21 protein-coding genes, 1 pseudogene and 1 riboswitch are annotated in these 23,066 nt (G+C 71.7%); of the genes and pseudogenes, 18 read left to right on the top strand and 4 right to left on the bottom strand.

Features of this window, described 5'->3' with window-relative positions; translation table 11 throughout:
• From hpnH to ACFWJX_RS20115, 6 genes are all read left to right on the top strand, one after another.
• Complete coding sequence (gene hpnH / locus ACFWJX_RS20140) at nucleotides 1-1,023, top strand: adenosyl-hopene transferase HpnH (protein WP_383244728.1); 1,023 nt, start codon at nucleotides 1-3, stop codon at nucleotides 1,021-1,023.
• A 4-nt stretch (nucleotides 1,024-1,027) separates the two neighbouring features.
• Nucleotides 1,028-2,185: a flavodoxin-dependent (E)-4-hydroxy-3-methylbut-2-enyl-diphosphate synthase gene (gene ispG, locus ACFWJX_RS20135; RefSeq protein WP_383244725.1), complete on the top strand. Its 1,158-nt coding sequence runs from the start codon at nucleotides 1,028-1,030 to the stop codon at nucleotides 2,183-2,185.
• A gap of 28 nt (nucleotides 2,186-2,213) precedes the next feature.
• The gene (dxs, locus tag ACFWJX_RS20130; RefSeq protein ID WP_383244723.1) at nucleotides 2,214-4,163 is read left to right on the top strand and encodes a 1-deoxy-D-xylulose-5-phosphate synthase; all 1,950 of its coding nucleotides are present in this window, start codon (nucleotides 2,214-2,216) and stop codon (nucleotides 4,161-4,163) included.
• Nucleotides 4,160-5,545 (top strand): aspartate aminotransferase family protein, encoded by a 1,386-nt coding sequence (locus ACFWJX_RS20125; RefSeq protein WP_383244720.1) that lies wholly within the window; start codon nucleotides 4,160-4,162, stop codon nucleotides 5,543-5,545. Before dxs ends, ACFWJX_RS20125 begins: the two co-directional genes overlap by 4 nt.
• 86 nt (nucleotides 5,546-5,631) lie before the next feature.
• Nucleotides 5,632-6,249, top strand: coding sequence for a helix-turn-helix domain-containing protein (locus tag ACFWJX_RS20120; RefSeq protein WP_383244717.1), 618 nt, complete (start codon nucleotides 5,632-5,634; stop codon nucleotides 6,247-6,249).
• A complete protein-coding gene (locus ACFWJX_RS20115) occupies nucleotides 6,246-6,368 on the top strand; it encodes a DUF6126 family protein (protein WP_383244714.1) in 123 nt (40 codons plus the stop codon). Before ACFWJX_RS20120 ends, ACFWJX_RS20115 begins: the two co-directional genes overlap by 4 nt.
• Nucleotides 6,369-6,392: 24 nt before the next feature.
• On the opposite strand, the gene ACFWJX_RS20110 is transcribed toward ACFWJX_RS20115, so the two are convergent.
• Entirely contained in the window at nucleotides 6,393-7,190 is a 798-nt protein-coding gene (locus ACFWJX_RS20110) for a tyrosine-protein phosphatase (RefSeq protein ID WP_383244712.1), read from the bottom strand.
• A gap of 650 nt (nucleotides 7,191-7,840) precedes the next feature.
• On the opposite strand from ACFWJX_RS20110, the pseudogene ACFWJX_RS20105 reads away from it, so the two are divergent.
• The 6 genes and pseudogenes from ACFWJX_RS20105 to ACFWJX_RS20080 all read left to right on the top strand — a co-directional run.
• Nucleotides 7,841-8,005 (top strand): annotated as a pseudogene (locus tag ACFWJX_RS20105) (alpha-galactosidase); the annotation flags it as partial.
• 91 nt (nucleotides 8,006-8,096) lie between these two features.
• Nucleotides 8,097-8,861: an alpha-galactosidase gene (locus tag ACFWJX_RS20100; RefSeq protein ID WP_383244709.1), complete on the top strand. Its 765-nt coding sequence runs from the start codon at nucleotides 8,097-8,099 to the stop codon at nucleotides 8,859-8,861.
• 232 nt (nucleotides 8,862-9,093) lie between these two features.
• A riboswitch (cyclic di-AMP (ydaO/yuaA leader) is annotated at nucleotides 9,094-9,251 on the top strand.
• 4 nt (nucleotides 9,252-9,255) lie between these two features.
• The gene (locus tag ACFWJX_RS20095; protein WP_383244706.1) at nucleotides 9,256-10,257 is read left to right on the top strand and encodes a peptidoglycan DD-metalloendopeptidase family protein; all 1,002 of its coding nucleotides are present in this window, start codon (nucleotides 9,256-9,258) and stop codon (nucleotides 10,255-10,257) included.
• Nucleotides 10,258-10,590: 333 nt separating this feature from the next.
• On the top strand, nucleotides 10,591-12,513 hold the full coding sequence (locus tag ACFWJX_RS20090) for a hypothetical protein (protein ID WP_383244703.1): 1,923 nt from the start codon (nucleotides 10,591-10,593) through the stop codon (nucleotides 12,511-12,513).
• Nucleotides 12,514-12,527: 14 nt separating this feature from the next.
• Nucleotides 12,528-13,241 (top strand): DUF6250 domain-containing protein, encoded by a 714-nt coding sequence (locus ACFWJX_RS20085; protein WP_383244700.1) that lies wholly within the window; start codon nucleotides 12,528-12,530, stop codon nucleotides 13,239-13,241.
• Between the two features lie 145 nt (nucleotides 13,242-13,386).
• Nucleotides 13,387-14,172: an SGNH/GDSL hydrolase family protein gene (locus tag ACFWJX_RS20080; RefSeq protein ID WP_383245042.1), complete on the top strand. Its 786-nt coding sequence runs from the start codon at nucleotides 13,387-13,389 to the stop codon at nucleotides 14,170-14,172.
• A 371-nt stretch (nucleotides 14,173-14,543) separates the two neighbouring features.
• Here ACFWJX_RS20080 and ACFWJX_RS20075 read toward each other — a convergent pair whose 3' ends face one another.
• Both ACFWJX_RS20075 and ACFWJX_RS20070 read right to left on the bottom strand, forming a co-directional pair.
• Nucleotides 14,544-15,164: a TetR family transcriptional regulator C-terminal domain-containing protein gene (locus ACFWJX_RS20075; protein ID WP_383244697.1), complete on the bottom strand. Its 621-nt coding sequence runs from the start codon at nucleotides 15,162-15,164 to the stop codon at nucleotides 14,544-14,546.
• A 41-nt stretch (nucleotides 15,165-15,205) separates the two neighbouring features.
• Nucleotides 15,206-16,384 carry a Glu/Leu/Phe/Val dehydrogenase dimerization domain-containing protein gene (locus ACFWJX_RS20070; RefSeq protein WP_383244695.1) on the bottom strand — a complete coding sequence of 393 codons (1,179 nt, stop codon included), beginning with the start codon at nucleotides 16,382-16,384 and terminating at the stop codon, nucleotides 15,206-15,208.
• 163 nt (nucleotides 16,385-16,547) lie between these two features.
• Here ACFWJX_RS20070 and ACFWJX_RS20065 point away from each other — a divergent pair, with 163 nt between their 5' ends.
• The 6 genes from ACFWJX_RS20065 to ACFWJX_RS20040 all read left to right on the top strand — a co-directional run bounded on the left by ACFWJX_RS20065 (nucleotide 16,548) and on the right by ACFWJX_RS20040 (nucleotide 22,365).
• Nucleotides 16,548-17,777, top strand: coding sequence for an MBL fold metallo-hydrolase (locus tag ACFWJX_RS20065; RefSeq protein ID WP_383244692.1), 1,230 nt, complete (start codon nucleotides 16,548-16,550; stop codon nucleotides 17,775-17,777).
• 364 nt (nucleotides 17,778-18,141) lie between these two features.
• A complete protein-coding gene (locus tag ACFWJX_RS20060; RefSeq protein WP_383244689.1) occupies nucleotides 18,142-20,259 on the top strand; it encodes an ATP-binding protein in 2,118 nt (705 codons plus the stop codon).
• Nucleotides 20,260-20,327: 68 nt separating this feature from the next.
• On the top strand, nucleotides 20,328-20,762 hold the full coding sequence (locus ACFWJX_RS20055; RefSeq protein WP_073491709.1) for a roadblock/LC7 domain-containing protein: 435 nt from the start codon (nucleotides 20,328-20,330) through the stop codon (nucleotides 20,760-20,762).
• A 2-nt stretch (nucleotides 20,763-20,764) separates the two neighbouring features.
• Nucleotides 20,765-21,136 (top strand): DUF742 domain-containing protein, encoded by a 372-nt coding sequence (locus tag ACFWJX_RS20050; protein WP_383244686.1) that lies wholly within the window; start codon nucleotides 20,765-20,767, stop codon nucleotides 21,134-21,136.
• Nucleotides 21,114-21,734 (top strand): ATP/GTP-binding protein, encoded by a 621-nt coding sequence (locus tag ACFWJX_RS20045; protein ID WP_383244684.1) that lies wholly within the window; start codon nucleotides 21,114-21,116, stop codon nucleotides 21,732-21,734. The genes ACFWJX_RS20050 and ACFWJX_RS20045 overlap by 23 nt, the downstream gene beginning before the upstream one ends.
• 61 nt (nucleotides 21,735-21,795) lie before the next feature.
• A complete protein-coding gene (locus ACFWJX_RS20040) occupies nucleotides 21,796-22,365 on the top strand; it encodes a GAF domain-containing protein (RefSeq protein WP_383244681.1) in 570 nt (189 codons plus the stop codon).
• An 18-nt stretch (nucleotides 22,366-22,383) separates the two neighbouring features.
• On the opposite strand, the gene ACFWJX_RS20035 is transcribed toward ACFWJX_RS20040, so the two are convergent.
• Nucleotides 22,384-22,989: a GPP34 family phosphoprotein gene (locus ACFWJX_RS20035; RefSeq protein WP_383244678.1), complete on the bottom strand. Its 606-nt coding sequence runs from the start codon at nucleotides 22,987-22,989 to the stop codon at nucleotides 22,384-22,386.
• Between the last annotated feature and the right edge of the window lie 77 nt (nucleotides 22,990-23,066).

Below are 23,066 nucleotides of genomic sequence, written 5' to 3'. Positions count from 1 at the left end.
ATGGCCATGCCGCTGCGCCAGTCCGTCAAGGTCGCTACATACTTGGCTGAACAGAAGCTCCGCAAGCGGGACAAGTTCCCGCTGATCGTCGAGTTGGAACCCCTCTTCGCCTGCAACCTGGCGTGCGAGGGCTGCGGCAAGATCCAGCACCCGGCCGGTGTGCTGAAGCAGCGCATGCCCGTCGCCCAGGCCGTGGGCGCGGTGCTCGAATCCGGTGCGCCGATGGTCTCCATCGCCGGCGGCGAGCCGCTGATGCACCCTCAGATCGACGAGATCGTGCGGCAGTTGGTGGCGAAGAAGAAGTACGTCTTCCTCTGCACCAACGCCATGCTGATGCGCAAGAAGATGGACAAGTTCACGCCCTCGCCCTACTTCGCGTTCGCCGTGCACATCGACGGGCTGCGTGAGCGGCACGACGAGTCCGTGGCCAAGGAGGGCGTGTTCGACGAGGCGGTGGAGGCGATCAAGGAGGCCAAGCGGCGCGGCTTCCGGGTCACCACCAACTCGACCTTCTTCAACACCGACACCCCGCAGACCATCATCGAGGTGCTCAACTTCCTCAACGACGACCTCAAGGTCGACGAGATGATGATCTCGCCCGCCTACGCCTACGAGAAGGCCCCCGACCAGGAGCACTTCCTCGGCGTGGAGCAGACCCGTGAGCTGTTCAAGAAGGCCTTCTCCGGCGGCAACCGGCGCCGCTGGCGGCTCAACCACTCCCCGCTCTTCCTGGACTTCCTGGAGGGCAAGGTCGACTTCCCGTGCACGGCCTGGGCCATCCCGAACTACTCCCTCTTCGGCTGGCAGCGGCCCTGCTACCTGATGAGCGACGGCTATGTGCCGACGTACCGGGAACTGATCGAGGAGACCGACTGGGACAAGTACGGCCGTGGCAAGGACCCGCGCTGCGCCAACTGCATGGCGCACTGCGGCTACGAGCCGACCGCCGTCCTCGCCACCATGGGCTCGCTCAAGGAGTCGCTGCGCGCCATGCGCGAGACCGTCTCCGGAAACCGCGAGTAGCGCCATGACCGCCATTTCCTTGGGCCTCCCCGAGGTACCGGTCCGGCCGATCGCCACGCGGCGCGTGTCGCGGCAGATCCAGGTCGGGCCGGTGGCGGTCGGGGGCGGGGCCCCGGTGTCGGTGCAGTCGATGACGACGACCCGTACGTCCGACATCGGCGCGACCCTTCAGCAGATCGCCGAACTCACCGCGTCCGGCTGCCAGATCGTCCGCGTCGCCTGCCCCACGCAGGACGACGCGGACGCCCTCGCCACCATCGCCCGCAAGTCGCAGATCCCGGTGATCGCCGACATCCACTTCCAGCCGAAGTACGTGTTCGCCGCGATCGAGGCGGGCTGTGCGGCCGTCCGCGTCAACCCGGGCAACATCAAGCAGTTCGACGACAAGGTGAAGGAGATCGCGCGGGCCGCGAGGGAGCACGGCACGCCGATCCGGATCGGGGTCAACGCCGGGTCGCTGGACCGGCGGCTGCTCCAGAAGTACGGCAAGGCCACCCCGGAGGCGCTCGTCGAGAGCGCCCTGTGGGAGGCGTCCCTCTTCGAGGAGCACGACTTCCGGGACATCAAGATCTCCGTCAAGCACAACGACCCGGTCGTGATGGTCGAGGCCTACCGGCAGCTGGCGGCCCGGAGCGACTACCCGCTGCATCTCGGGGTGACCGAGGCCGGTCCGGCGTTCCAGGGGACGATCAAGTCGGCCGTGGCCTTCGGGGCGCTGCTCTCGCAGGGCATCGGGGACACGATCCGGGTGTCGTTGAGCGCGCCGCCCGCGGAGGAGGTCAAGGTCGGCATCCAGATCCTGGAGTCGCTCAACCTCAGGCGGCGCGGGCTGGAGATCGTCTCCTGCCCGTCCTGCGGCCGCGCCCAGGTCGACGTGTACAAGCTGGCCGACGAGGTCACCGCGGGGCTGGAGGGCATGGAGGTCCCGCTCCGCGTCGCGGTCATGGGGTGTGTGGTCAACGGCCCCGGCGAGGCACGGGAGGCGGACCTGGGAGTCGCCTCCGGCAACGGCAAGGGGCAGATCTTCGTGAAGGGCGAGGTCGTCAGGACCGTCCCCGAGTCGAAGATCGTGGAGACCCTCATCGAGGAGGCGATGAAGCTCGCCGAGCAGATGGAACAGGACGGCGTCGCGTCGGGGGAGCCGGCCGTCACCGTGAGTTGAACAGCACGGACCGAGAGGGGGCCCGAGCGTGACGATCCTGGAGAGCATTCGGCAACCGCGCGACCTGAAGGCGCTGTCCGAGGCGGAACTCGGCGAACTGTCCGGCGAGATCAGGGAGTTCCTGGTGCACGCCGTCGCCAGGACCGGCGGACACCTCGGACCCAATCTGGGGGTGGTGGAACTGACCGTCGCCCTGCACCGGGTCTTCGAGTCGCCGGTCGACCGCATCCTGTGGGACACCGGCCATCAGAGTTATGTGCACAAGCTTCTGACGGGACGTCAGGACTTCTCCAAGCTGCGGGGCAAGGGCGGCCTGTCGGGCTATCCCTCACGCGCGGAGTCCGAGCACGACGTCATCGAGAACAGCCACGCCTCCACCGCCCTCGGCTGGGCCGACGGCCTCGCCAAGGCCCGCCAGGTGCAGGGCGAGAAGGGCCACGTCGTCGCGGTCATCGGCGACGGCGCGCTCACCGGCGGCATGGCCTGGGAGGCGCTGAACAACATCGCGGCCGCCAAGGACCGGCCGCTGATCATCGTCGTCAACGACAACGAACGCTCCTACGCCCCGACCATCGGCGGCCTCGCCAACCACCTGGCCACCCTGCGCACCACCGACGGCTACGAGAAGGTGCTGGCCTGGGGGAAGGACGTACTGCTGCGCACGCCCGTCGTCGGCCACACCGTCTACGAGTCGCTGCACGGCGCGAAGAAGGGCTTCAAGGACGCCTTCGCCCCGCAGGGCATGTTCGAGGACCTCGGCCTGAAGTACGTCGGTCCCATCGACGGGCATGACATCGGGGCCGTCGAGTCGGCGCTGCGGCGGGCCAAGCGCTTCCACGGGCCGGTGCTGGTGCACTGCCTCACCGAGAAGGGCCGCGGCTACGAGCCGGCTCTCGCGCACGAGGAGGACCACTTCCACACCGTCGGGGTGATGGACCCGCTGACCTGCGCGCCGCTCGCCCCGGCCGGCGCCCCCTCCTGGACGTCCGTGTTCGGCGACGAGATCGTGCGGATCGGTGCGGAACGCGACGACGTCGTGGCGATCACCGCCGCCATGCTGCACCCGGTCGGCCTCGCCGAGTTCGCCGCCCGCTTCCCCGGCCGGGTGTGGGACGTCGGGATCGCCGAACAGCACGCGGTGGTGTCCGCGGCCGGGCTGGCGACCGGGGGCCTGCATCCCGTCGTCGCCGTCTACGCCACCTTCCTCAACCGGGCCTTCGACCAACTGCTGATGGACGTGGCCCTGCACCGCTGCGGGGTCACGTTCGTCCTCGACCGCGCGGGGGTGACCGGGGTCGACGGCGCCTCCCACAACGGCATGTGGGACATGTCCGTGCTCCAGGTCGTCCCCGGCCTCAGGATCGCGGCTCCGCGCGACGCCGACCAACTGCGCGCGCAACTCCGGGAAGCGGTTGCCGTGGACGACGCGCCCACCCTGATCCGCTTCCCGAAGGAGTCGGTCGGCCCGCGGATCCCGGCCGTCGGCCACGTCGGCGGCATGGACGTGCTGCACCGCGGCGCGGCGCCGGAGGTCCTCCTGGTCGCCGTCGGCGTCATGGCACCGGCCTGCCTCAGGGCCGCCGAACTGCTGGAGGCCCGGGGAATCGACTGCACGGTGGTGGACCCCCGCTGGGTGAAACCCGTCGACCCGGCCCTGCCCGGCCTGGCCGCCGAACACCGTCTGGTGGCCGTCGTCGAGGACAACAGCCGTGCGGCGGGCGTCGGCTCGGCCGTCGCCCTGGCCCTGGGGGACGCCGAAGTCGACGTGCCCGTGCGGCGGTTCGGCATCCCGGAGCAGTTTCTCGCCCACGCCAAGCGGGCCGAGGTGCTCGCCGACATCGGCCTGACGCCCGTCGAGATCGCCGGACGGATCAGCGCGAGCCTGGCCGTCCGCGACGTCGACGGCCCCGTGAGGAAGACCGCCGGCGGGCGCGTCACGGAGACAACCGGTGGCCCGGTCAAGGAGACAGCGGAATGAGTACGGAGTTCGACCTCGGCGCGCTGCTGGCCGAGCGCGGAGCCGAACGCTACGAGTTGCACGGCAGGTACCTCAACCACCAACTGCCGCGCATGCTGCACACCATCGGCTTCGACAAGGTCTACGAGCGGGGCGAGGGCGCCTACTTCTGGGACGCGGACGGCAACGACTACCTGGACATGCTCGCCGGGTTCGGGGTGATGGGCCTGGGCCGCCACCACCCCGTCGTCCGCAAGGCGCTGCACGACGTCCTGGACGCCTCGCTCGCGGACCTCACCCGCTTCGACTGCCAGCCGCTGCCCGGACTGCTGGCCGAGAAGCTCCTCACCCACAGTCCGCACCTGGACCGGGTGTTCTTCGGCAACAGCGGTACGGAGGCCGTCGAGACCGCCTTGAAGTTCGCCCGGTACGCCACCGGGAAGCCGAGGGTCCTGTACTGCGACCACGCCTTCCACGGCCTCACCACGGGCTCCCTGTCGGTCAACGGCGAGGGCGGGTTCCGGGACGGCTTCGCGCCGCTGCTGCCCGACACCGCCGTACCCCTCGGTGATCTCGACGCGCTGGCGCGGGAGTTGAAGAAGGGCGACGTGGCCGGCCTGATCGTCGAGCCGATCCAGGGCAAGGGCGTGCACGAGGCCCCGCCCGGCTATCTGCGCGCCGCCCAGGAACTGCTGCACCGGCACAAGGCGCTGCTCATCGCAGACGAGGTGCAGACCGGCCTCGGCCGGACCGGCGACTTCTACGCCTACCAGCACGAGGAGGGCGTCGAGCCGGACCTGGTGTGCGTCGCCAAGGCGCTCTCCGGCGGCTATGTGCCGGTCGGCGCCACGCTGGGGAAGGACTGGATCTTCAAGAAGGTCTACTCGTCCATGGACCGGGTGCTGGTCCACTCGGCCAGCTTCGGGTCCAACGCGCAGGCCATGGCGGCCGGGCTCGCCGTGCTGTCCGTCATGGAGAACGAGCAGATCGTGGCGGGCGCCCGCCTGACCGGGGACCTGCTGAAGTCCCGGCTCACGGCGCTGATCGACAAGTACGAACTGCTCGCCGACGTCCGCGGCCGGGGCCTGATGATCGGCATCGAGTTCGGAAGGCCCCGTTCCCTGAAACTGCGCAGTCGCTGGACCATGCTCCAGGCGGCCCGCAAGGGCCTGTTCGCGCAGATGGTCGTCGTCCCGCTGCTCCAGCGGCACCGCATCCTCACCCAGGTCTCCGGCGACCACCTGGAGGTGATCAAACTGATTCCGCCGCTGGTGGTGGGCGAGGCGGAGGTAAACCGGTTCGTGGACGCCTTCACCGAGGTGATGGACGACGCGCACAACGGGGGCGGGCTGGTCTGGGACTTCGGCAGGACGCTGATCAAGCAGGCGGTGGCCAACCGGTAGGTCTCTGCGGGCCTGCACGTCCGGAACCCCTTTGCCTCTGAGGCAACGAATTTGCCGCGGAGGCAAAGTTCCGGCTGAATGAAGTCATGAGCCACCCCGCCTCCGAGTCCGGGCCGGTGCACGACCTGGGCGCCGTCGCACCCCAGCTCCGCGCCCTGCGCCGACGCGCCTCCCTCACCCTGGAGGCCGCGGCCCGCGCCGCCGGGCTGTCACCGGCCCACCTCTCCCGGCTGGAGACCGGGCAGCGCCAGCCCTCGCTGCCGATGCTGCTCGCACTGGCCCGTATCTACGGTACGACCGTCTCCGAACTGCTCGGCGAGACGGTCACCGACCGGGACGCCGTGGTGCGCGCCGCCGACATGGAACCGACCCACGCGGGCGGCTGGACCTACTGGCAGTCCGGCGCCTCCGGGCGGGGCATGCAGGCGCTGCGCGTGCAGGTGCCGTACGGCTCGCAGGGCGACATCGTGCGGGTGCATCCCGGCGAGGAGTGGCTGCACGTCCTGCGGGGACGGCTGCGGCTGCGCCTCGGGGACACCACGCACCTGCTCGGTGCGGGGGACAGCGCGCACTTCGACTCGCTGACCCCGCACCGTATCGCCGCCCAGGACCCCGACGGGGTCGACCTGCTGTTCGTCCACACCCTGCTGCAGAGCCCGACGGCCGCGCTGTGCCTCGGCCCCACCCCTGGAGTGACGCCATGACCGACATCGAGGAGAAGTTCCCCCGGAGCCTGTGGATCCGGCTGATCATCTACATCGCGGTGGGGCATGTCTTCGCCGGGTTCCTGTGGCTGCTGTTCGAGGTCGGCGCCAGGCAGTAGTCGGCGGCCCCGGACAGCGGGGGCTCAGTCGAGCAGCCGCTCGCGGAGCCGCTCGCGGGTCTGCGGGGTCAGGCCGAGGCCCTGTTCCAGGTAGGCGTCGACCCCGCCCCAGGTCTCCTCGATGGTCTCGAACGCGGCCGTCAGGTACTCGGCGCGGGCGTCGAAGAGGGGGCCGAGCAGCTCCATGATCTCGGGGGAGTACGCGTCGGCGGAGGTGCCGCTGCGGCGCACCTTGTAACGGCGGTGCTTGGCGTTGGACTCCAGGTAGTCGGCCAGGATCGCGTCGCGCTCCACGCCCAGGGCGAGCAGTGTCACGGCGATGGACAGGCCGGCGCGGTCCTTGCCCGCCGCGCAGTGCATCAGCGCCGGGACGCTGTCCTCCGCGAGGGAGTGCAGCACGCGGGAGTGCTCGCCCGTGCGCTCCTTCATGATCGAGCGGTAGGAGGCGATCATCCGGCCGGCCGCCTTGCCGTCGCCGAGGATCTCGCGCAGCTGGTCGATGTCGCCTTCGCGGACCATCTTCCAGAACTCCGAGCCGTCCGCCGGGTCGGAGAGCGGCAGGTTCACATTGCGCACGCCCGGCAGCTCGACGTCCGGGCCCTCCAGCTTCTGGTCCGCCGCGTTACGGAAGTCGAAGACCGTGTGCAGGCCCAGCGAGGAGAGGAACGCGGCGTCCTCGTCGGTGGCGTGCGCGAGATGGCCGCTGCGGAACAGCACGCCGTGGCGGACGCGCCGGCCGTCGACGGTCGGCAGACCGCCCACGTCCCGGAAGTTGCGCACTCCTGCCAGCTCGGGCTCGGTCGACGGGATCTGCTGCGTCACGGGGGCTCCTCCCGGTCGTCGGTCCCGGCCGGCGCGGCTCGAGATGGCCACCGGAACACCTCATTGACCATACGACATGGACGGCCGGGGCAAACGGGTTGTCGACAGGGGCCTCCGGCGGTGGTGCGACGCCTGGCGTGGACGCCGGTTCCGGGTGGGTGGGGAGGGGGCGGCTCGGGTGGGTGGCTGGGGCGGGAGTGCCGTGAGTGACGGTCGCCGGGGAGGGGGTGGTGGGTGAGCGTGGTGGGGTGCCTGGGTGGCGGGCCGTGGGGGAAGGGCGCCGCGGTGACGGGCTCCTTGCCAGACGGGGAGTTGTCGGACCTGTGGACTCGTCCGGGCGGGATGCGTGATGGGGGTCATCTGGGCTGAGCGAGGCTTTCGGCCGGGGGCTTGAGTGGCGGCGCCTTGGCTGCGCGAGGCCCTCGGTCGGGGGAGTGCCGGCTGCGGCTCCGGCCAGGGGGGTGGGAGATCGGGGTTGCGGGTTGGGGGAGAGGTGGTCTGTGGGGAGGGGAGACGCCTGGGCGGCGGTTCTGGATCAGGCAGGGAGGGGTTGGGCGATGGCCCGGCCGGCCGGGTTGCCCGAGTGGCGGCCTTCAAGAGGGAGTTGCCCGAGCGGGGCTCGGCCAGGTTGGTGAGTCGCCTGGGCGGTGATGGCCAACCCGGACAGCGAGCTGTACCGGGCCCACTCCGTCCGGGTGCAGTTCTGGCCCGGACGAAAGCGGACGGAACTCTGCAATCAACTCGTACTGAACCTCGGGCGGGAGGACGCCCAGGAGTACTTCTGGCGGCAGCTCCACGCACTCCTGCCCGGCACGGCCATCGACTACGTCAAGTGGGACTGCGGCCACGTCTTCGCCGACGCCGGCCGGCCGGACGACCCCTACCCGCGGCGGTTCTGGGTGGATCATGTGTGCGCCCTTTTGCACCCTTTACGTCCTGTACGCCCTGTCGGACCGGCTGTGCGCCGCCCACCCCGGCGTGGCCTTCGAGTCCTGCTCGGGCGGCGGCTGCGGATGGATCGGCCCCGGCATCCTGAGCCGTGCCGACCAGGTGTGGACCTCCGACGACACCGACCCGCGGGACCGGCTGGCCGTCCGGCACGGCTTCAGCCGGAGCCGCTCCGCGCGCGTGATGGCCGCCTGGGTCACCGGCAGCTCCGACACCCGGCTCGACGGCCGGGTCGGCTCGCTGCGCCTCCGGTTCGTGAGCGCCATGGCCGGGGTGCTCGGCGTCGGCGGTGACCTCTCCGGGCGGACGGCGGGGAGTCGGCCCAGGCGCGGGAGTGGATCGGTCTCCACAAGGGGAGCAGTCCCCTGGTGCGGCACGGCGACCTCCACCGGCTGCGGCCCCCCGGAGGGCCGACCGAGCACCGTCCAGTACGTCCGCGAGAACCAGAGCGTCGTCCTCGTCTGGCTCCAGGGGCAGCGCTTCGGCGAGCCCGCGCCCGCGCTGCGGCGGTGCGCCGTCGACCCGGCAGCGGTGTACGAATGCCGTGAAAGGGTCGAAGTTCACCGGAATGCGGTGCTGCTGCACCACGGGTCGTGTACCGGGATGCGTGGTGGCCTTGATGTGTCGGTTATCCGGCTGCGTCGCATCTGGGAGTTCTGTCCGAATTGGATTCTTCATTCCAACTCGCTCTGGAATAAGGGGCTCTGGGGTCATGTCACGTGAGCAGCGTCATATTCGTGACGTTGAGTCGCCCGTCATGTTCACGTAATACGGCTGTTTTCCAAGGGTGTTTATGGGAAAACCGGCCTCTCGATGCACGGAGGGTGACCGGAAATTCTCACAGGGGATCAAGAGAATGGCGCGAGGAGTGCAACCTTCGCTTGTACCTGTGCGTCTTGGTCGCTTACGTTCCACACCAATCCGGACGGACGCCCAATCCTGCCGCCGCCCGGAGACCGCACACTCACCCGTGAACGGCAGGAGCGGGGGACCCACAGGCAGTACCGCCTGTTCCGGTCTCCGGAACGGCTAGGGGTAAAGCCGCGCCTCGGCGCGGCCGGACATCTCCAGTCCGCACCCGACAGCTCACCTCGCAGGCGCCGGAGAGGAATTCGTCATGCCCGCAAAGGGTAAGCACCGCCGTCCGAAGTCCCAGCGCTTCACCCGTTCCATCGCCGTCGCCGGAACCGGCGGCGCCGCGCTCGCCCTGCCGCTCATGGGGGCCACCGGCGCGCAGGCCGCACCGTCCCAGTCGGCGCCGCAGTCGGTTTCCGCCGTCTCCGCCGCTTCCGCCCTTTCCTCTGTTTCGGAAAAGGCTGTCGAGACTGTTTCCGTGGCACAGAAGTCCGCGAAGTCCGCCACGGGCGCCAAGACCTACACGGTGCAGTCCGGCGACTACCTCTCGAAGATCGCGGACGAGCAGAACGTCAGCGGCGGCTGGAGCCGGCTCTACGCGGACAACCGTGAGGCCGTCGGCGAGGACCCGTCGCTGATCCACCCGGGGCTGAAGCTGTCGATCGGCAAGAAGGCCGCGACCGGCACGACCAAGTCGCCGTCCACTTCGTCCGGTTCATCCGATTCGTCGACCTCGTCGAAGCAGTCCTCGGGCTCCTCCGCGAAGTCGTCCTCCTCGGACTCCTCGGACTCCGCGAAGTCCTCCTCGTCGAAGGCGTCCACCACGCAGGCGGCCGAGAAGGCCACCGCCTCCAGTGGCTTCACCCTCCCGGTGGCGGGTGCGACCGTCGGCACCCCGTACAAGATGTCCGGCAGCATGTGGTCCAGCGGTTACCACACCGGTGTCGACTTCGTCGTCCCGACCGGCACCTCGCTCAAGGCCGTCGGCGCGGGCACGGTCGTCTCCGCGGGCTGGGGCGGCGCGTACGGCAACCAGGTCGTCATCAAGCTCGCCGACGGCTACTACGCCCAGTACGCCCACCTGTCCTCGCTCTCCGTCTCGGCCGGCCAGTCCGTCTCCGGCGGTCAGCAGATCGGCCTGTCCGGTGCGACCGGCAACGTGACCGGCCCTCACCTGCACTTCGAGATCCGTACCGGTCCCGACTACGGCTCGGACATCGACCCGGTCGCCTACCTGCGCTCGCACGGCGTCTCCGTCGGCTGACGTACCGCTCGACCTCCCGCCTGACAGACACGCCACCGAAGGCCGGACCCCGATCCCGGGGTCCGGCCTTCGGTGTTTCCGTCTGCCCGCACACCGGTGCCCGCACCTGCTCCTGCTCCTGCACCCACGCTCGCATCGACGCCCCCCCGCAACCGATCCGCGCCTGTTCGAGTTTGCGCGTTCATGATCGTTCCATTGCGGTCTTGTGGCAGGAGTGCCGGAGGTGTCGACAGGCGGAGCAGGGCGGGGACACAGTGATCGAAAAGAGCGGCAAGCGCTTCCCCGCATCGCGCCCGTCCGTCTCACGCAATCCTGTGCCGTGAAGGAGCCCTGGTGCACGCCACCCCGCGCCGAAGAACCGTCACCGTCACCGCGACCGCGGCGGCCCTGCTGGCCGGGCTGTTCACCGCGCCGGCCACCGGCCGGGCGGCGTCCGCCCACGCCGAACAGCCGCGCCGCGTCGTCGAGGACCTCGACCGCGGACTGGTCGCCGTCCCCTCCGCCGAGGGCACCTTCCTCAGTTGGCGGCTGCTCGGCACCGAGTACGCCCGTCACGGCGACGCGATCGCCTTCAACGTGTACAAGAACGGCCGCCGGCTCAACCGCGAACCGGTCAGGAAGTCGACGACCTACCGTGACGACAGCCCCGGCAAGGGCAGGTACACCGTCCGCGCGGTCGTCGACGGGCGGGAGGCCGAGGCGGATTCCCCCGCCCTCGACTTCGCCGACGGCTACGCCGAGATCCCCCTCTCCGCCGCCGACGGCTACACCGTCCAGCACGCGTGGCCCGGCGACCTCGACGGCGACGGACGCTACGAACTCGTCGTCAGCCGGCTCTCCCGGACCCGGGACCGCCCCGACCTGCTGGAGGCGTACACCCTCACCGGCGAGCGGCTCTGGCGGGTCGACCTCGGCCCCGGCTCCTACACCCAGGCCGGCGGGAACGGCGCCAACGACCCCGCGCCCGCCGCGATCAGCGGCTCCACCGCGATCGGCGGCTACCGCAACGACGACAACGTCACCGTGTACGACCTCGACAGCGACGGGAAGGCCGAGGTGCTGGTGCACACGGCCGCCGGGACCACCTTCGCGGACGGCGCCCGCGTCACCGCCGACTCGCCCGCGGACCAGTTCGTCTCGGTGATCGACGGCGCGACCGGCGCCGAACGCACCCGGCAGCCCGTCCCCGACGACTTCGTCGCCGACGGCCCCTCCGGCGGCCACTTCGGCATCGCCCACCTCGACGGCGAACACCCCAGCCTCGTCACCAAGTCGGTGACCCGCGTCGGCGCCCGGCGCGGCGCGTTCCGCACCCTGTTCCAGACCTGGGACTTCGACGGCACCGATCTCACCCGCCGTTGGAAGTACGTCGTGGACCCGGCCTCCGGCGCGACCAGCTTCCACCAGATCCGCACCGTGGACGTCGACCAGGACGGCAAGGACGAGATCGCCGACGGCAACTACGTCGTCGACAGCGACGGCACCCTGCGCTATGTCGTCGACCGCGCCATCCACGGCGACCGCTTCCACATCGCCGACCTCGACCCCGCCCGCCCCGGCCTGGAGGGCTTCGCCATCCAGCAGTCCGAACTGGGCATCGTCTCGAACTTCCCCTGGTACTACTACGACGCCGACACGGGCGAACGACTGGTGACCGGCGCCCACCCGGCGAACCCGGTGAGCGACGCCGACCTCGACGTGGGCCGCGGCAGCGCCGCCGACATCGACCCGGGCCACCCCGGCTACGAGTACTGGACCTCCACGGCCGACGTCACCCGGCCCGGCGCGGGCGTCTTCAACGTGCGGGACGGCAAGGTCTCCGGCACCACACCGAGCGTCAACTTCCGCGTCTGGTGGGACGGGGACAAGGCGTCGGAGCTGCTCGACCTCACCCACGTCGAGAAGTGGGACCCCGTCACCGAGACCGCCACCACCCTCTTCGAACCCGCGGGCGTGGTCTCCGGCGCCCGCAACGCCACCCCCTTCTACGGCGACCTCGTCGGCGACTGGCGCGAGGAGATCCTCGCCGAGACCGCCGACCACACCGCCCTGCGCCTCTACACCACCACCGAGCCGACGAAGACCCGCGTCTACACCCTCGCGCAGAACCCGGCGTACCGGCTCGGCTGGACCGTGCGCGGCTACCTCCAGTCCACGTACACCGACTACTACCTCGGCACCGAGACCCGCCGTGTCCCCGAGCCGCTCATCACCACGCCCAGCGCCACCACGCCCACCCTCCTCACCACGCCCTGAAGGAGCCGCTTCCCATGACCACCACCCGCAGAGCCTTCGGCGCCCTGGCCGCCGGTGCCGCCCTGGCCGCACTCGCCCCCGCGACCGCGGCGAGCGCCACGCCCCGCCACCGCCGCCTGATCGCCCACGACGACTTCCGCCACGGCCTCGGCCGGTGGGCCGTCGAGCTGGAGAAGGGCGGCTCCGTCACCGCCTCCCGCGGCACCCTGGAGGTCGACGTGCCGGCCGGCGCGACGATCTGGTTCAAGAAGCGGCTCGAAGGGCCGTACGTCCTGGAGTACACGGCCATCCCGGTCTCCGCGGGCGGCGTCAACGACCGCGTCTCGGACCTCAACAACTTCTGGAACGCCGTCGACGCCCGTTCTCCGGACGACCTCTTCGCCACCCCGCGCGGCGGCGCCCTCGCCGAGTACGACCACCTCAGGACGTACTACGCCGGCTACGGCGCCAACACCAACACCACGACCCGGCTGCGCCGTTACGTCGGGCAGGCGGGAGTGCGGCCGCTGATCTTCGACTACACCGAGCCGCTGCTGGTGGCGAACGCGCCGCATCATGTCCGCATCGTCTCCGACGGTTCCACCGTCCGGTGGTGGAACAACGGGCGGCTCGTCTTCGACCACACGGACCCGGAGCCGTACACCGCAGGGCATTTCGCCTTCCGCACCACCTGGAGCCATTTCCGGATCAGCGACTTCCGGGTGTGGTCGTTGCACCGACGCGCCTGAGGAAAACCTTATTCCCGCATTGGCCAAGTCTTTAGGAGTGGCTTATCTCACCGTCCGTCAACCCCTGCCTACGGTCGCGTAAGTCACATTCGAAGGTGAATCATGAACGGTTGTGGCAGACGATTCGAAGAATGACGACAGTTCAGTGATCGGGTCGTACGTGGCGGTGGGGGACAGCTTCACCGAAGGCGTCGGCGACCCCGGCCCCGACGGGGCGTTCGTCGGCTGGGCCGACCGGTTCGCGGTACTGCTCGCGGACCGCCGGCCCGAAGGCGACTTCAGGTACGTGAACCTCGCGGTGCGCGGCAAGCTGCTCGACCAGATCGTGGAGGACCAGCTTCCCCGGGCGGTCGAGCTCGCGCCGGACCTGGTCTCCTTCTGTGCGGGCGGCAACGACATCCTCCGACCGGGCACCGACCCCGACGAGGTCGCCGAACGCTTCGAGCGAGCGATCGCGGCCCTCACCTCCGTGGCCGGCACCGTCATGGTGACAACCGGTTTCGACACCCGTGGCGTCCCCGTGCTCAGGCATCTGCGCGGCAAGATCGCCACCTACAACGGGCACGTGCGCGCGGTCGCGGACCGGTACGGCTGTCCGGTCCTCGACCTGTGGTCGCTGAAGTCCATCCAGGACCGACGGGCATGGGACGGTGACCGGCTCCATCTCGGCGCGGAGGGCCACACGCGCGTGGCGCTGCGCGCCGGTCAGGTCCTCGGCCTCGAGGTACCCGCCGACCCGGAGCAGCCCTGGCCGCAGCTCCCGCCGCGCGGCACCCTCGAGATCCGGCGCGACGACGTGCAATGGGCGCGCGAGTATCTGGTGCCCTGGATCGGGCGCCGGCTGCGCGGGGAGTCCTCGGGCGACCACGTGACCGCGAAGGGCACGCTCTCACCCGACGACATCAAGCTGCGGATCGCGTCCGTGGCCTAGGGCGTGTTTCGGAAGTCCCGACTGCCGGGCGACGCCTGACGCGCACGCTCGCCGCGTGTCGGGGTCGTCCCGATACAACCAGTGTCGGGACGCCCCTCCGCCTTGCGATCGCACGCACCAGACGCCGCCCGGCCTGTCCTTCGGGCAGACGACGCTGCTTTCGAAACACGCCCTAGCCCGGGGGGACGCGGCCGGCCGTTCCCGAGGTACGGCCGGCCGCAACGCGACCGGCTATCCGCGCCCGGTGCCCCCGGCCGCCGACGCCGCCTCCGGCGGAGTCCCCGTGGCGCCGGGCGTCATCCGCGCGACGGCGACGGTGACGGCCGTGTACGAACTCGACTGAGCCGTGTACAAAATCGACTGATCCGGCCTCAGCGCTCCTGGGCGCCCAACGTCTGCGCCCCCAGCCCGAGTTCCCGGTCCAGTGCCTCCTCCACCCATTCCTGCGCACGGGCCCGGGACACCGCACCGTCGTAGGACGTGAGCTGTACGGCGAGACCGTCGAGGAGGGCCGTCAGACGCAGGGCAGTCCCGGCCGGGTCGGGACAGCGGAACTCACCCGCGGCCACCCCCTCCGCGATCACCTCGGCGAGCGCCGCCTTCCACCGCCGGTCCAGGTCGCGGGCGACGTCCCGCAGGGCGGGTTCGCGCAGCGACGCCGCCCAGCCCTCGATCCACAGCCGCCAGCCCTTGGCCGGTCCCGTGGGGGCGTACCAGCGCACCGCCGACCGCAGCCGGCGCAGTGCGGTCGTCCGGCGGCCGAGCAGTTTGCGCAGATGGGCCAGGTCGCCGTCGGCGGCGAAGGCGAACGCGTCGGCGACGAGCCGCTCCTTGGTGGAGAAGTGGTAGAGCACCAGCGCGTTGCTCACACCGAGAGCCGAGGCCACGTCGGCGATCCTCACCGCGGCCACGCCCCGCGCCTCGATCTGCTCGATGGCCGCCCGCAGCAACTCCTCGCGCCGCTCCGCCACACTCAACCGGACCCTTGCCACGCCGTCACCCTACACAGCGCCCGCGACCTGCGCCGACGCCCTCAGCGGTGCTGCCCGAACCGTTCCGCGACGACCGGCAGCCGCTGGTCGGCGATCGCGTGCGCGGCCCGGCGCGGGGTCGTTCCGTCGGCCTCCGCGCGCGCCAGCACCAGTTCCACCAGAGCGCGCATCGAGCGGCGCGTGTGGGCGAACGCCTCCCCGGCGTCCGCGCCGATGTCGCCGAACAGCGTCCACCACCACCAGGCGTTGGTCCCGGAGTTGACGACCACGTCCGGCAGCACGCTCACCCCGCGCGCGTGCAGCAGCTCCTCCGCCTCGGGCAGGACGGGCATGTTGGCCGCCTCGGCGATCCAGCGGGCGGCGATCCGCGCCTGCTCGTCCGGCCCGATCGCGTACGACACGGCGGCCGGCACCAGCACCTCCGCCTCGGCCGACAGCCAGGCGTCTCCCGGCAGTTCGCGGTCGTCGGGGCGCAACGCGCGGCGCTCGACGGTGCCGTGGGCGTCCCGCGCCGCCGGCAGCGCCTCCACCTCGAGGCCGGCCGGGTTGGCGATCGTGCCCTTGACGTCGGCGACGGCCACGACCGACAGCCCCGCGCGCGTGAGGAAGCGCGCCGTGGCCCCGCCCATGGTGCCGAGCCCCTGGAGGGCGACCCGGGTGCCGGCGTGCGGCACCCCGGCCCGGTCCAGGGCGGTGAGGACGGACTCGGCGACCCCGCAGCCGCCGACCAGCTCGTCCAGGCCGATGCCGTCCACCTCGACGGCGAAGGCGTCCGCGAGCCGTCGGCGGGCCGCGCTCTCGTCGTCGAGCAGCGGATGGACGGCCTGGACCGACGACACGAGCCCGGCCTCCGCGACGGCCCGGTCGACGACGTCCCGGCTGAGCCCCAGGTCCTCACCGGTGGCCCAGCAGCTCTCGACGTAGGGCCGTACCGCCCGCAGGTACCGCACCAGCAGCCCGTACGACTCCGGGTCCCGGGGATCGCAGTCGATGCCGCCCTTCGCCCCGCCCAGGGGGACGTAGCGCGCCGCCGGGTCGTAGTGCAGGGCCTCCTTGAGGCTCATGCCGCGGGCCAGGCCGGTCACCTCGTCGAGGGTGCAGCCCTCCCGCATCCGCAGGCCGCCGCTGCACACGCCGCGCACGACCCGGTCGACGACCAGGTAGCCCCGGCGGCCGGTGAGATGGTCGGTCCAGGTGAGGGACAGCAGGGGGGCGGTCAAGCGGACTCCTCGCCAGGAACCTTTACTGAACAGTGGGTCAGTATCGAGAGCCCGGAGGCGCCGTGTCAACGCGCCGCGGCCTGCCCGCGGACCAGGGCGGCCCGAGGTTTGTCGGACCGGCCGACCATAATGGGAATCCTCAGCGACCCCACCTGGAGGTACCGTGGCCGGATTCCGTTCCCTGAGCCCCGGGCTCCGCGCACTGCAGCCCGAGGCCTTCGGCGCGGACCCGAGCGGTGAGCGCCTGGCGCGTATCCGCAGATCACCACACTTCAAGAACGGGGTGTTCCAGAACCCCGGCGGCATCGGCGCGCGGATCCGGCCCTCGGGCACCGGGCTCGACTTCGCCAAGGCCTTCTTCGACAAGGACACCCGCCCCCGCCGCTCCCCCTCCGGCCCCGTCCCGGTGCACCCCACCACCCTCGCCGACCTGGCCCGGCCGCCCGCCACGGGCCTGCGCCTGACCTGGATGGGGCACTCCAGCGTGCTCGCGGAGATCGACGGGCACCGGGTGCTGTTCGACCCGGTCTGGGGCGAGCGCTGCTCCCCCTTCCCCTTCGCGGGTCCCAAGCGGCTGCACCCGGCCCCGCTGCCGCTGGCCGCCCTCGGCCCGGTCGACGTCGTCGTCATCTCGCACGACCACTACGACCACCTGGACCTGCCCACGATCAAGGCGCTGGCCGGCACGGACACCCTGTTCGCGGTGCCGCTCGGCGTCGGCGCCCATCTCGAGCACTGGGGCGTGTCCGCGGACCGGCTGCGCGAGCTGGACTGGCACGAGGCGACGCGGGTCGGCGGCCTCACCCTCACCGCCACCCCGGCCCGCCACTTCTGCGGCCGCGGCCTGCGCAACACCCAGCACACCCTGTGGGCCTCCTGGTCCGTCGCCGGCGACGAGCACCGGATCTTCCACAGCGGCGACACCGGTTACTTCGACGGTTTCAAGGACATCGGCGCCGAGTACGGCCCGTTCGACGCGACGATGATCCAGATCGGCGCGTACTCGGAGCTGTGGCCGGACATCCACATGACCCCCGAGGAGGGGCTGCGCGCCCACCTCGACCTCCAGGGCGGTCCGAGCGGGGCGATCCTGCCCATCCACTGGGCCACCTTCAATCTCGCCACGCACGCGTGGTCCGACCCGGGGGAGGGCACCCTGGCCGCCGCGCGCGCGGCCGGCACCCGGATCGCGCTGCCCCGCCCCGGCGAGCCCTTCGAACCGACCGCCGAGACCGTGCCCGCCGAGCCGTGGTGGCGCGGTGTGGCGCTCGCTCCGGCGGGCGGGTGGCCCGAACTGCTGCCGGAAGTCAAGGCCATGGCCGATACGGTGCGTGACATTCCGAAGAGTGTGGCCGAGGGTGGGGACGCCCCGGAGGCCGTTCCGGCGGGTTAGCCGGGGCAGCCGGATCGGGCCGGACCACCCGACGACGGGGGCCGGGGAGCGAACAGCTTCCCGGCCCCCGTCGTCCGTTTCCGAACACCTCTGACCAGGTCTGATCGACTTCCGCACCTCATCTGTCCGGACACCTCACGGGTTCATCGGTCTGTCGTACGAAGCCTCATACCAGAGCGGGACGCTCACCGGGGGACTTTGTCAACTGCGCATCGCACATGACGGCTTGGCAACTACTGTGAGTGGCCGTGGGGCGAGAAGGGTTCACCGAACTCTCGCTCTCCCGACCGACACCGCGATGGCGCGAGCCCGAGGAGCGCACCCCACGCGAGCCCCAGGCCCGACGGACAGTACGAGGACACCGATGTCTCACCTCCGCGCACCGGCCGCACGCGCAGACCGCCGTGAGGGCGGACGGCACGGACGGCCGGTCTCCCGCCCCGCCCCCGCGCCGGCCGAGACGCACATACGGCCGCAGCTGCTGCGGCTCGCCGTGCTGCCCCCGACCGCCGTCGCCCTCAGCGCCTGCGCGGCCGTCCTGTTCACCGTGCGCTCCACCGGCGCCCGGCCGGGACCGGTCCTGTGGGCCGTCCTCGCCGGAGCCGTCGCGGTGACCGGCGTCGGCATCGTCGTCGCGGCCGTGGCCGCCGACCGGGCCGCCCGCTCCGTCAGCGACCGCATCACCGCCCTGCGCCGCAACAGCGCGCGCGGCGAGGCCGACCTGCGCGCCCTGCTCGAGGCGCTGCGCCGCGGCGAGCCCCCGCCGCAGCGCACACCGCGCGGCGGCCCGCCCGGCGACGCCGACGAGTTCGAGCTGCTCGCCGCCGATCTGTCCCGCGCCCACGACGGGGCCGTCACCGCCGTCGTCCAGGCCACCCAGCTCTCCAGCCAGACGGGCAGCGAACAGAAACTCGAGGTCTTCGTCAACCTCGCGCGGCGGCTTCAGTCCCTCGTGCACCGGGGGATCTCCACCCTGGACGAGCTGGAGAACGAGATCGAGGACCCCGACCTCCTCAAGGGCCTCTTCCACGTCGACCACCTCGCCACCCGTATCCGTCGCCACGCCGAGAACCTCGCCGTCCTCGGCGGCGCCGTCTCCCGGCGGCAGTGGAGCCACCCCGTCTCCATGACCGAGGTGCTGCGCTCCGCCATCGCCGAGGTGGAGCAGTACTCGCGGGTCAAACTCGTCCCGCCGGTCGAGGGCGAACTCCGTGGGCACGCCGTCGCCGACGTCATCCACCTGCTCGCCGAACTCGTCGAGAACGCCACGGTGTTCTCCGCCCCGCACACCCAGGTCCTGCTGCGCGCCAACCTGGTCACCTCCGGGCTCGCCGTCGAGGTCGAGGACCGCGGCCTCGGCATGCCCGTCGAGGAACAGAGCCGGATGAACGCCCTGCTCGCGGACCCCGACCAGGTCAACGTCGGCCGCCTGCTCGCCGACGGCCGCATCGGCCTCTACGTCGTGTCCCAGCTGGCCCGCCGCCACGGCATCCGGGTCCGGCTCCAGAACAACATCTACGGCGGCGTCCAGGCCGTACTCGTCGTACCGCAGGCTCTGCTGGGGTCGGCCGGGCTGCCGTTGCCGCAGGCCGAGGAGAGCGGCGCGGGCGTGGGGGCGGCGGGGTCGGCGGGCGGACAGGTGGCGCGGGGAGGGGGGAGGCCGGAACTGGCTCCTCAGGCCCGCGTGCAGTCCCAGGGGCAGGCCCACCTCCAGCCCCAGCCCCGCATGGAACCGCAGCCGCAGCATCAGGCCCAGCCCACGTCCGGCGCGCAGCCGCAGCCGCAGCTTCAGCCCTTGACCCAGCTCCAGCCGCAGGCACCGTCGCCGACGCCCCATCAGCCCCATCTCCAGCCGCCGCTTCAGCCCCAGCTCCACTCTCCGGTCCCACCGCGGAACACGTCCCCCCGGCCCGCCCCGGAAGGGCATCCGCACGGCGGCGCCCCCGCCCCGGCCACCGCCCCGCCCCCCGTCCAGCACGACACCCCCCGCCCGGACGGCGGCCGCCCGGCCCCCCTCCCCGTCCGCGGCGCGCACGAGGAACGGCCCAATCCGGCCGAGGCCGTGCCCGGTGTCCGGCCCGGTGACCGGCCCGCCGTGGAGGAGATCGCGGGCCTCGTGCCCACCCCGCGCGCGGGCGCGGTGCGCGGCACCATGGGCAAACCCCAGCTGCCCCGCCGCCGCGCCCACGAGCACCTCGCACCCCAGTTGCGCGGCGGCCCGGCCCCCCGCCCGGACGGCGAGCAGCCCGCCGGGCACGACCCCGGTCTGATGGCCGCGTTCCAGCGCGGCGTCGGCCTCGCCGAGGCCCAGCAGAACCTGGAGCAGGACGCCCATCCGGACCCGGCCGAACCGGCCGCCGCGGACGTACCGCCCGTCATGCCGGTGTCCCCCATATCCGAGGCCCGCACCGTGTACGGCCTGTCCGGCGGCCTCGACCACCAGTCCACCACCCGGCACGACGGGAGCACACCAGCCGGATGAGCACCCCCCTCACCACCCCCACCGCACCCGCTCCCGCTGACCTTCGTACCCCAAGGAGTCGATCCACCATGGCGAGCGATGCGCCGACCGGCCAGGTATCCGATCTCGACTGGCTGATGAGCGGCCTCGTGCAGCGCGTACCGCACACCACCAGCGCGGTCCTCCTCTCCTGCGACGGCCTCGTGAAGTCCGTCCACGGCCTCGACCACGACAGCGCCGACCACATGGCGGCCCTGGCCTCCGGGCTGTACTCCCTCGGCCGCAGCGCCGGTCTCCGCTTCGGCGACGGCGGGGACGTACGGCAGGTCGTCGTCGAACTCGACTCGACGCTGCTGTTCGTCACCACCGCGGGCTCGGGCACCTGTCTCGCGGTGCTGGCCGGGCGCGAGGCCGACGCCGCCGTACTCGGCTACGAGATGGCGATGCTCGTCAAGAGTGTGCGGCCGTACCTGGTCACCGCGCCCCGGCAGCACGCCGTCGAACCCTCGGTGATGGGGCCTTGAGGGTGGCGGCGGCCGGCGACGGACCCTGGCTCGACGACGCGGCCGGACGGCTGGTGCGCCCGTTCACGGTCAGCAACGGCCGCACCAAGCCCACCGTCGCCCTCGACCTCATGTCACAGGTGCGGGCGACCGGGTCCACCCCCCTCGGCTATCTCGGCCCCGAGCACGCGCAGGCACTGGACCTGTGCCGTGCCCCCGTCCCGGTCGCCGAGGTCGCCGCCCATCTGAGGTTGCCGGCAGCCGTCACCAAGGTGCTGCTGGCGGACCTCGTGGACTGCGGGGCGCTGACCACCAAGCCCCCCGAGCTCCACCACAACCCCACCGACCGGGCCCTACTGGAGGCAGTGCTCGATGGACTACGACGACAGCTCTGAACACGACGACGGCCAGGCCGCCTTCCCGACCGCGCTGAAGATCCTGGTCGCGGGCGGGTTCGGGGTCGGCAAGACCACGTTCGTCGGCGCGGTCAGCGAGATCGCGCCCCTGAGTACCGAGGAGCTGCTCACCACCGTCGGCGCCGCGACCGACAACCTCGACGGCATCGAGAACAAGGTCGAGACGACCGTGGCCATGGACTTCGGCCGCATCAGCCTCGACCCGCAGCATGTGCTGTACCTGTTCGGCACCCCCGGACAGGAACGGTTCTGGTTCATGTGGGACGAACTGTCCGAGGGCGCCCTCGGCGCGGTCGTCATCGCCGACACGCGCCGCCTGGAGGAGTGCTTCGCGGCCGTCGACTTCTTCGAGGAACGCGGCCTCGGCTTCATCGTGGCGATCAACGAGTTCGACGGCGCCCACCGCTACGACCCGGAGGAGGTGCGCGCCGCCATCGACCTGGACCCGGCCGTCCCCATCGTCCGCTGCGACGCCCGCATCTCCGCGTCGGGCGTGCAGACCCTGCTCACCCTCGTCCGCCACCTCATCGCCCACGCACCGGCGGCACCCCGGCCGAGCCGCGGCGCCCACATGTGATCCCCGCACACCACACACCGGAGCCGCACATGCCGTACGCCCACAGCGACGGAGTCCGCCCATGAGCTACGACCCGCCCCGCACGGCCGGTCGACTGTTGCTCACCCCCGAGGACAAGGAAGCTCCCGCCCGCACCCGGAGGCTGCGCCGACTCGGCCTCGGGGAGCGGGCGGAGCCCTCCCTGGACGCCTTCGCGGACCGCCTCGCCGAGGTGACCGACGCGCCGTACGCGATGGTCAACTTCATCGGCGAGGAGCGGCAGTTCTTCGCCGGGCTGCACACCCCGCCCGGCGGCCGGGCCGTCCGCGGCGGCAAGCCGGAGGTGGGCCGCCGGCTGCCCCGTGAGTACGGCTACTGCCCGTACGTCGTCGTGCGGCGCAAGGCGCTGGTGCTGGAGGACGTCCGCGACTACCCGCGGTTCGCGGGCAACCCGGTCGTCGACGAGTACGGCATCCACGCGTACCTCGGCGCCCCGCTGATCGACACGGCCGGCCTGGTCCTCGGCACGGTGTCGGTGGCCGATCTGGCGCCCCGGCCGTGGGGGAAGGCGGGACTGGAGACCATCAAGGCGACCGCGGCGGATCTCGCCGGGCGGCTGGAGCACCGGGAGGCCGGCGGGCCGCCCCTGTGACCCGACGTCGCGCGTCCGTCACAGGCCCCGCCAGACGTTGTCGAAGGCGGAGTCCTCGACGGACCGCCGCTGCTGTACGGCCGTCAGTTCCGTCACCGCGTCGCCGACCGCGGCCAGAACCGTCGCCACCGGGTCGGTGAGGGGACCCGGGAAGCCGTCGCCCGGTTCCTCGCGCAGACCGGCCGTGGTGGCCAGGCCGGCGAGGACGGGCTCGGCCGACGCCCAGCGTTCGGCGGCGCGGCGCCGGGCCGGTGAGTCCACGGCCTCGCTCCGGTCGGACCGCGCGGCGAGCCAGCGGCCGCGCGGGTGGGTCAGCAGCCCGTCGGCCTCCATCCGGGCGGTGTAGGCCGACGCGAGGCCACGGCCGCGGCGCCACAGCCACTCCTCGACCGACTCGTACGGCTCCCGCCGTACCAGCGAGGACGCCGCGTCCGCCAGCAGGCGGTCGGCCGGAGCCGAGGCCCGGCCGGGCGTCACCCGCTCGCCGTCGAGGACGACCACGCCGGCCTCCGTCAGGTCGATCAGCTCGGCCCCCGCGAGAGCGAGGGAGAGTTCACCCTGCTCGACGGGGCGCGGGGGCGCCACGTCCAGCGAGACGATCATGAGGTCCTGCGCTGTGGTCATGAGCGGCTTCCCGTCGTCGGTCCCCCTCCAGAGTGGCACGTCGGGCCGGGGCGTGAAGCGGAGCTGTGGCGCCGCTT

This window comes from Streptomyces sp. NPDC058335 (assembly GCF_042723915.1).
Taxonomy (GTDB): Bacteria; Actinomycetota; Actinomycetes; order Streptomycetales; family Streptomycetaceae; genus Streptomyces.
Note: the sequence above shows the minus strand (reverse complement) of the source record. Positions and strands in the feature narration are given on the sequence as shown.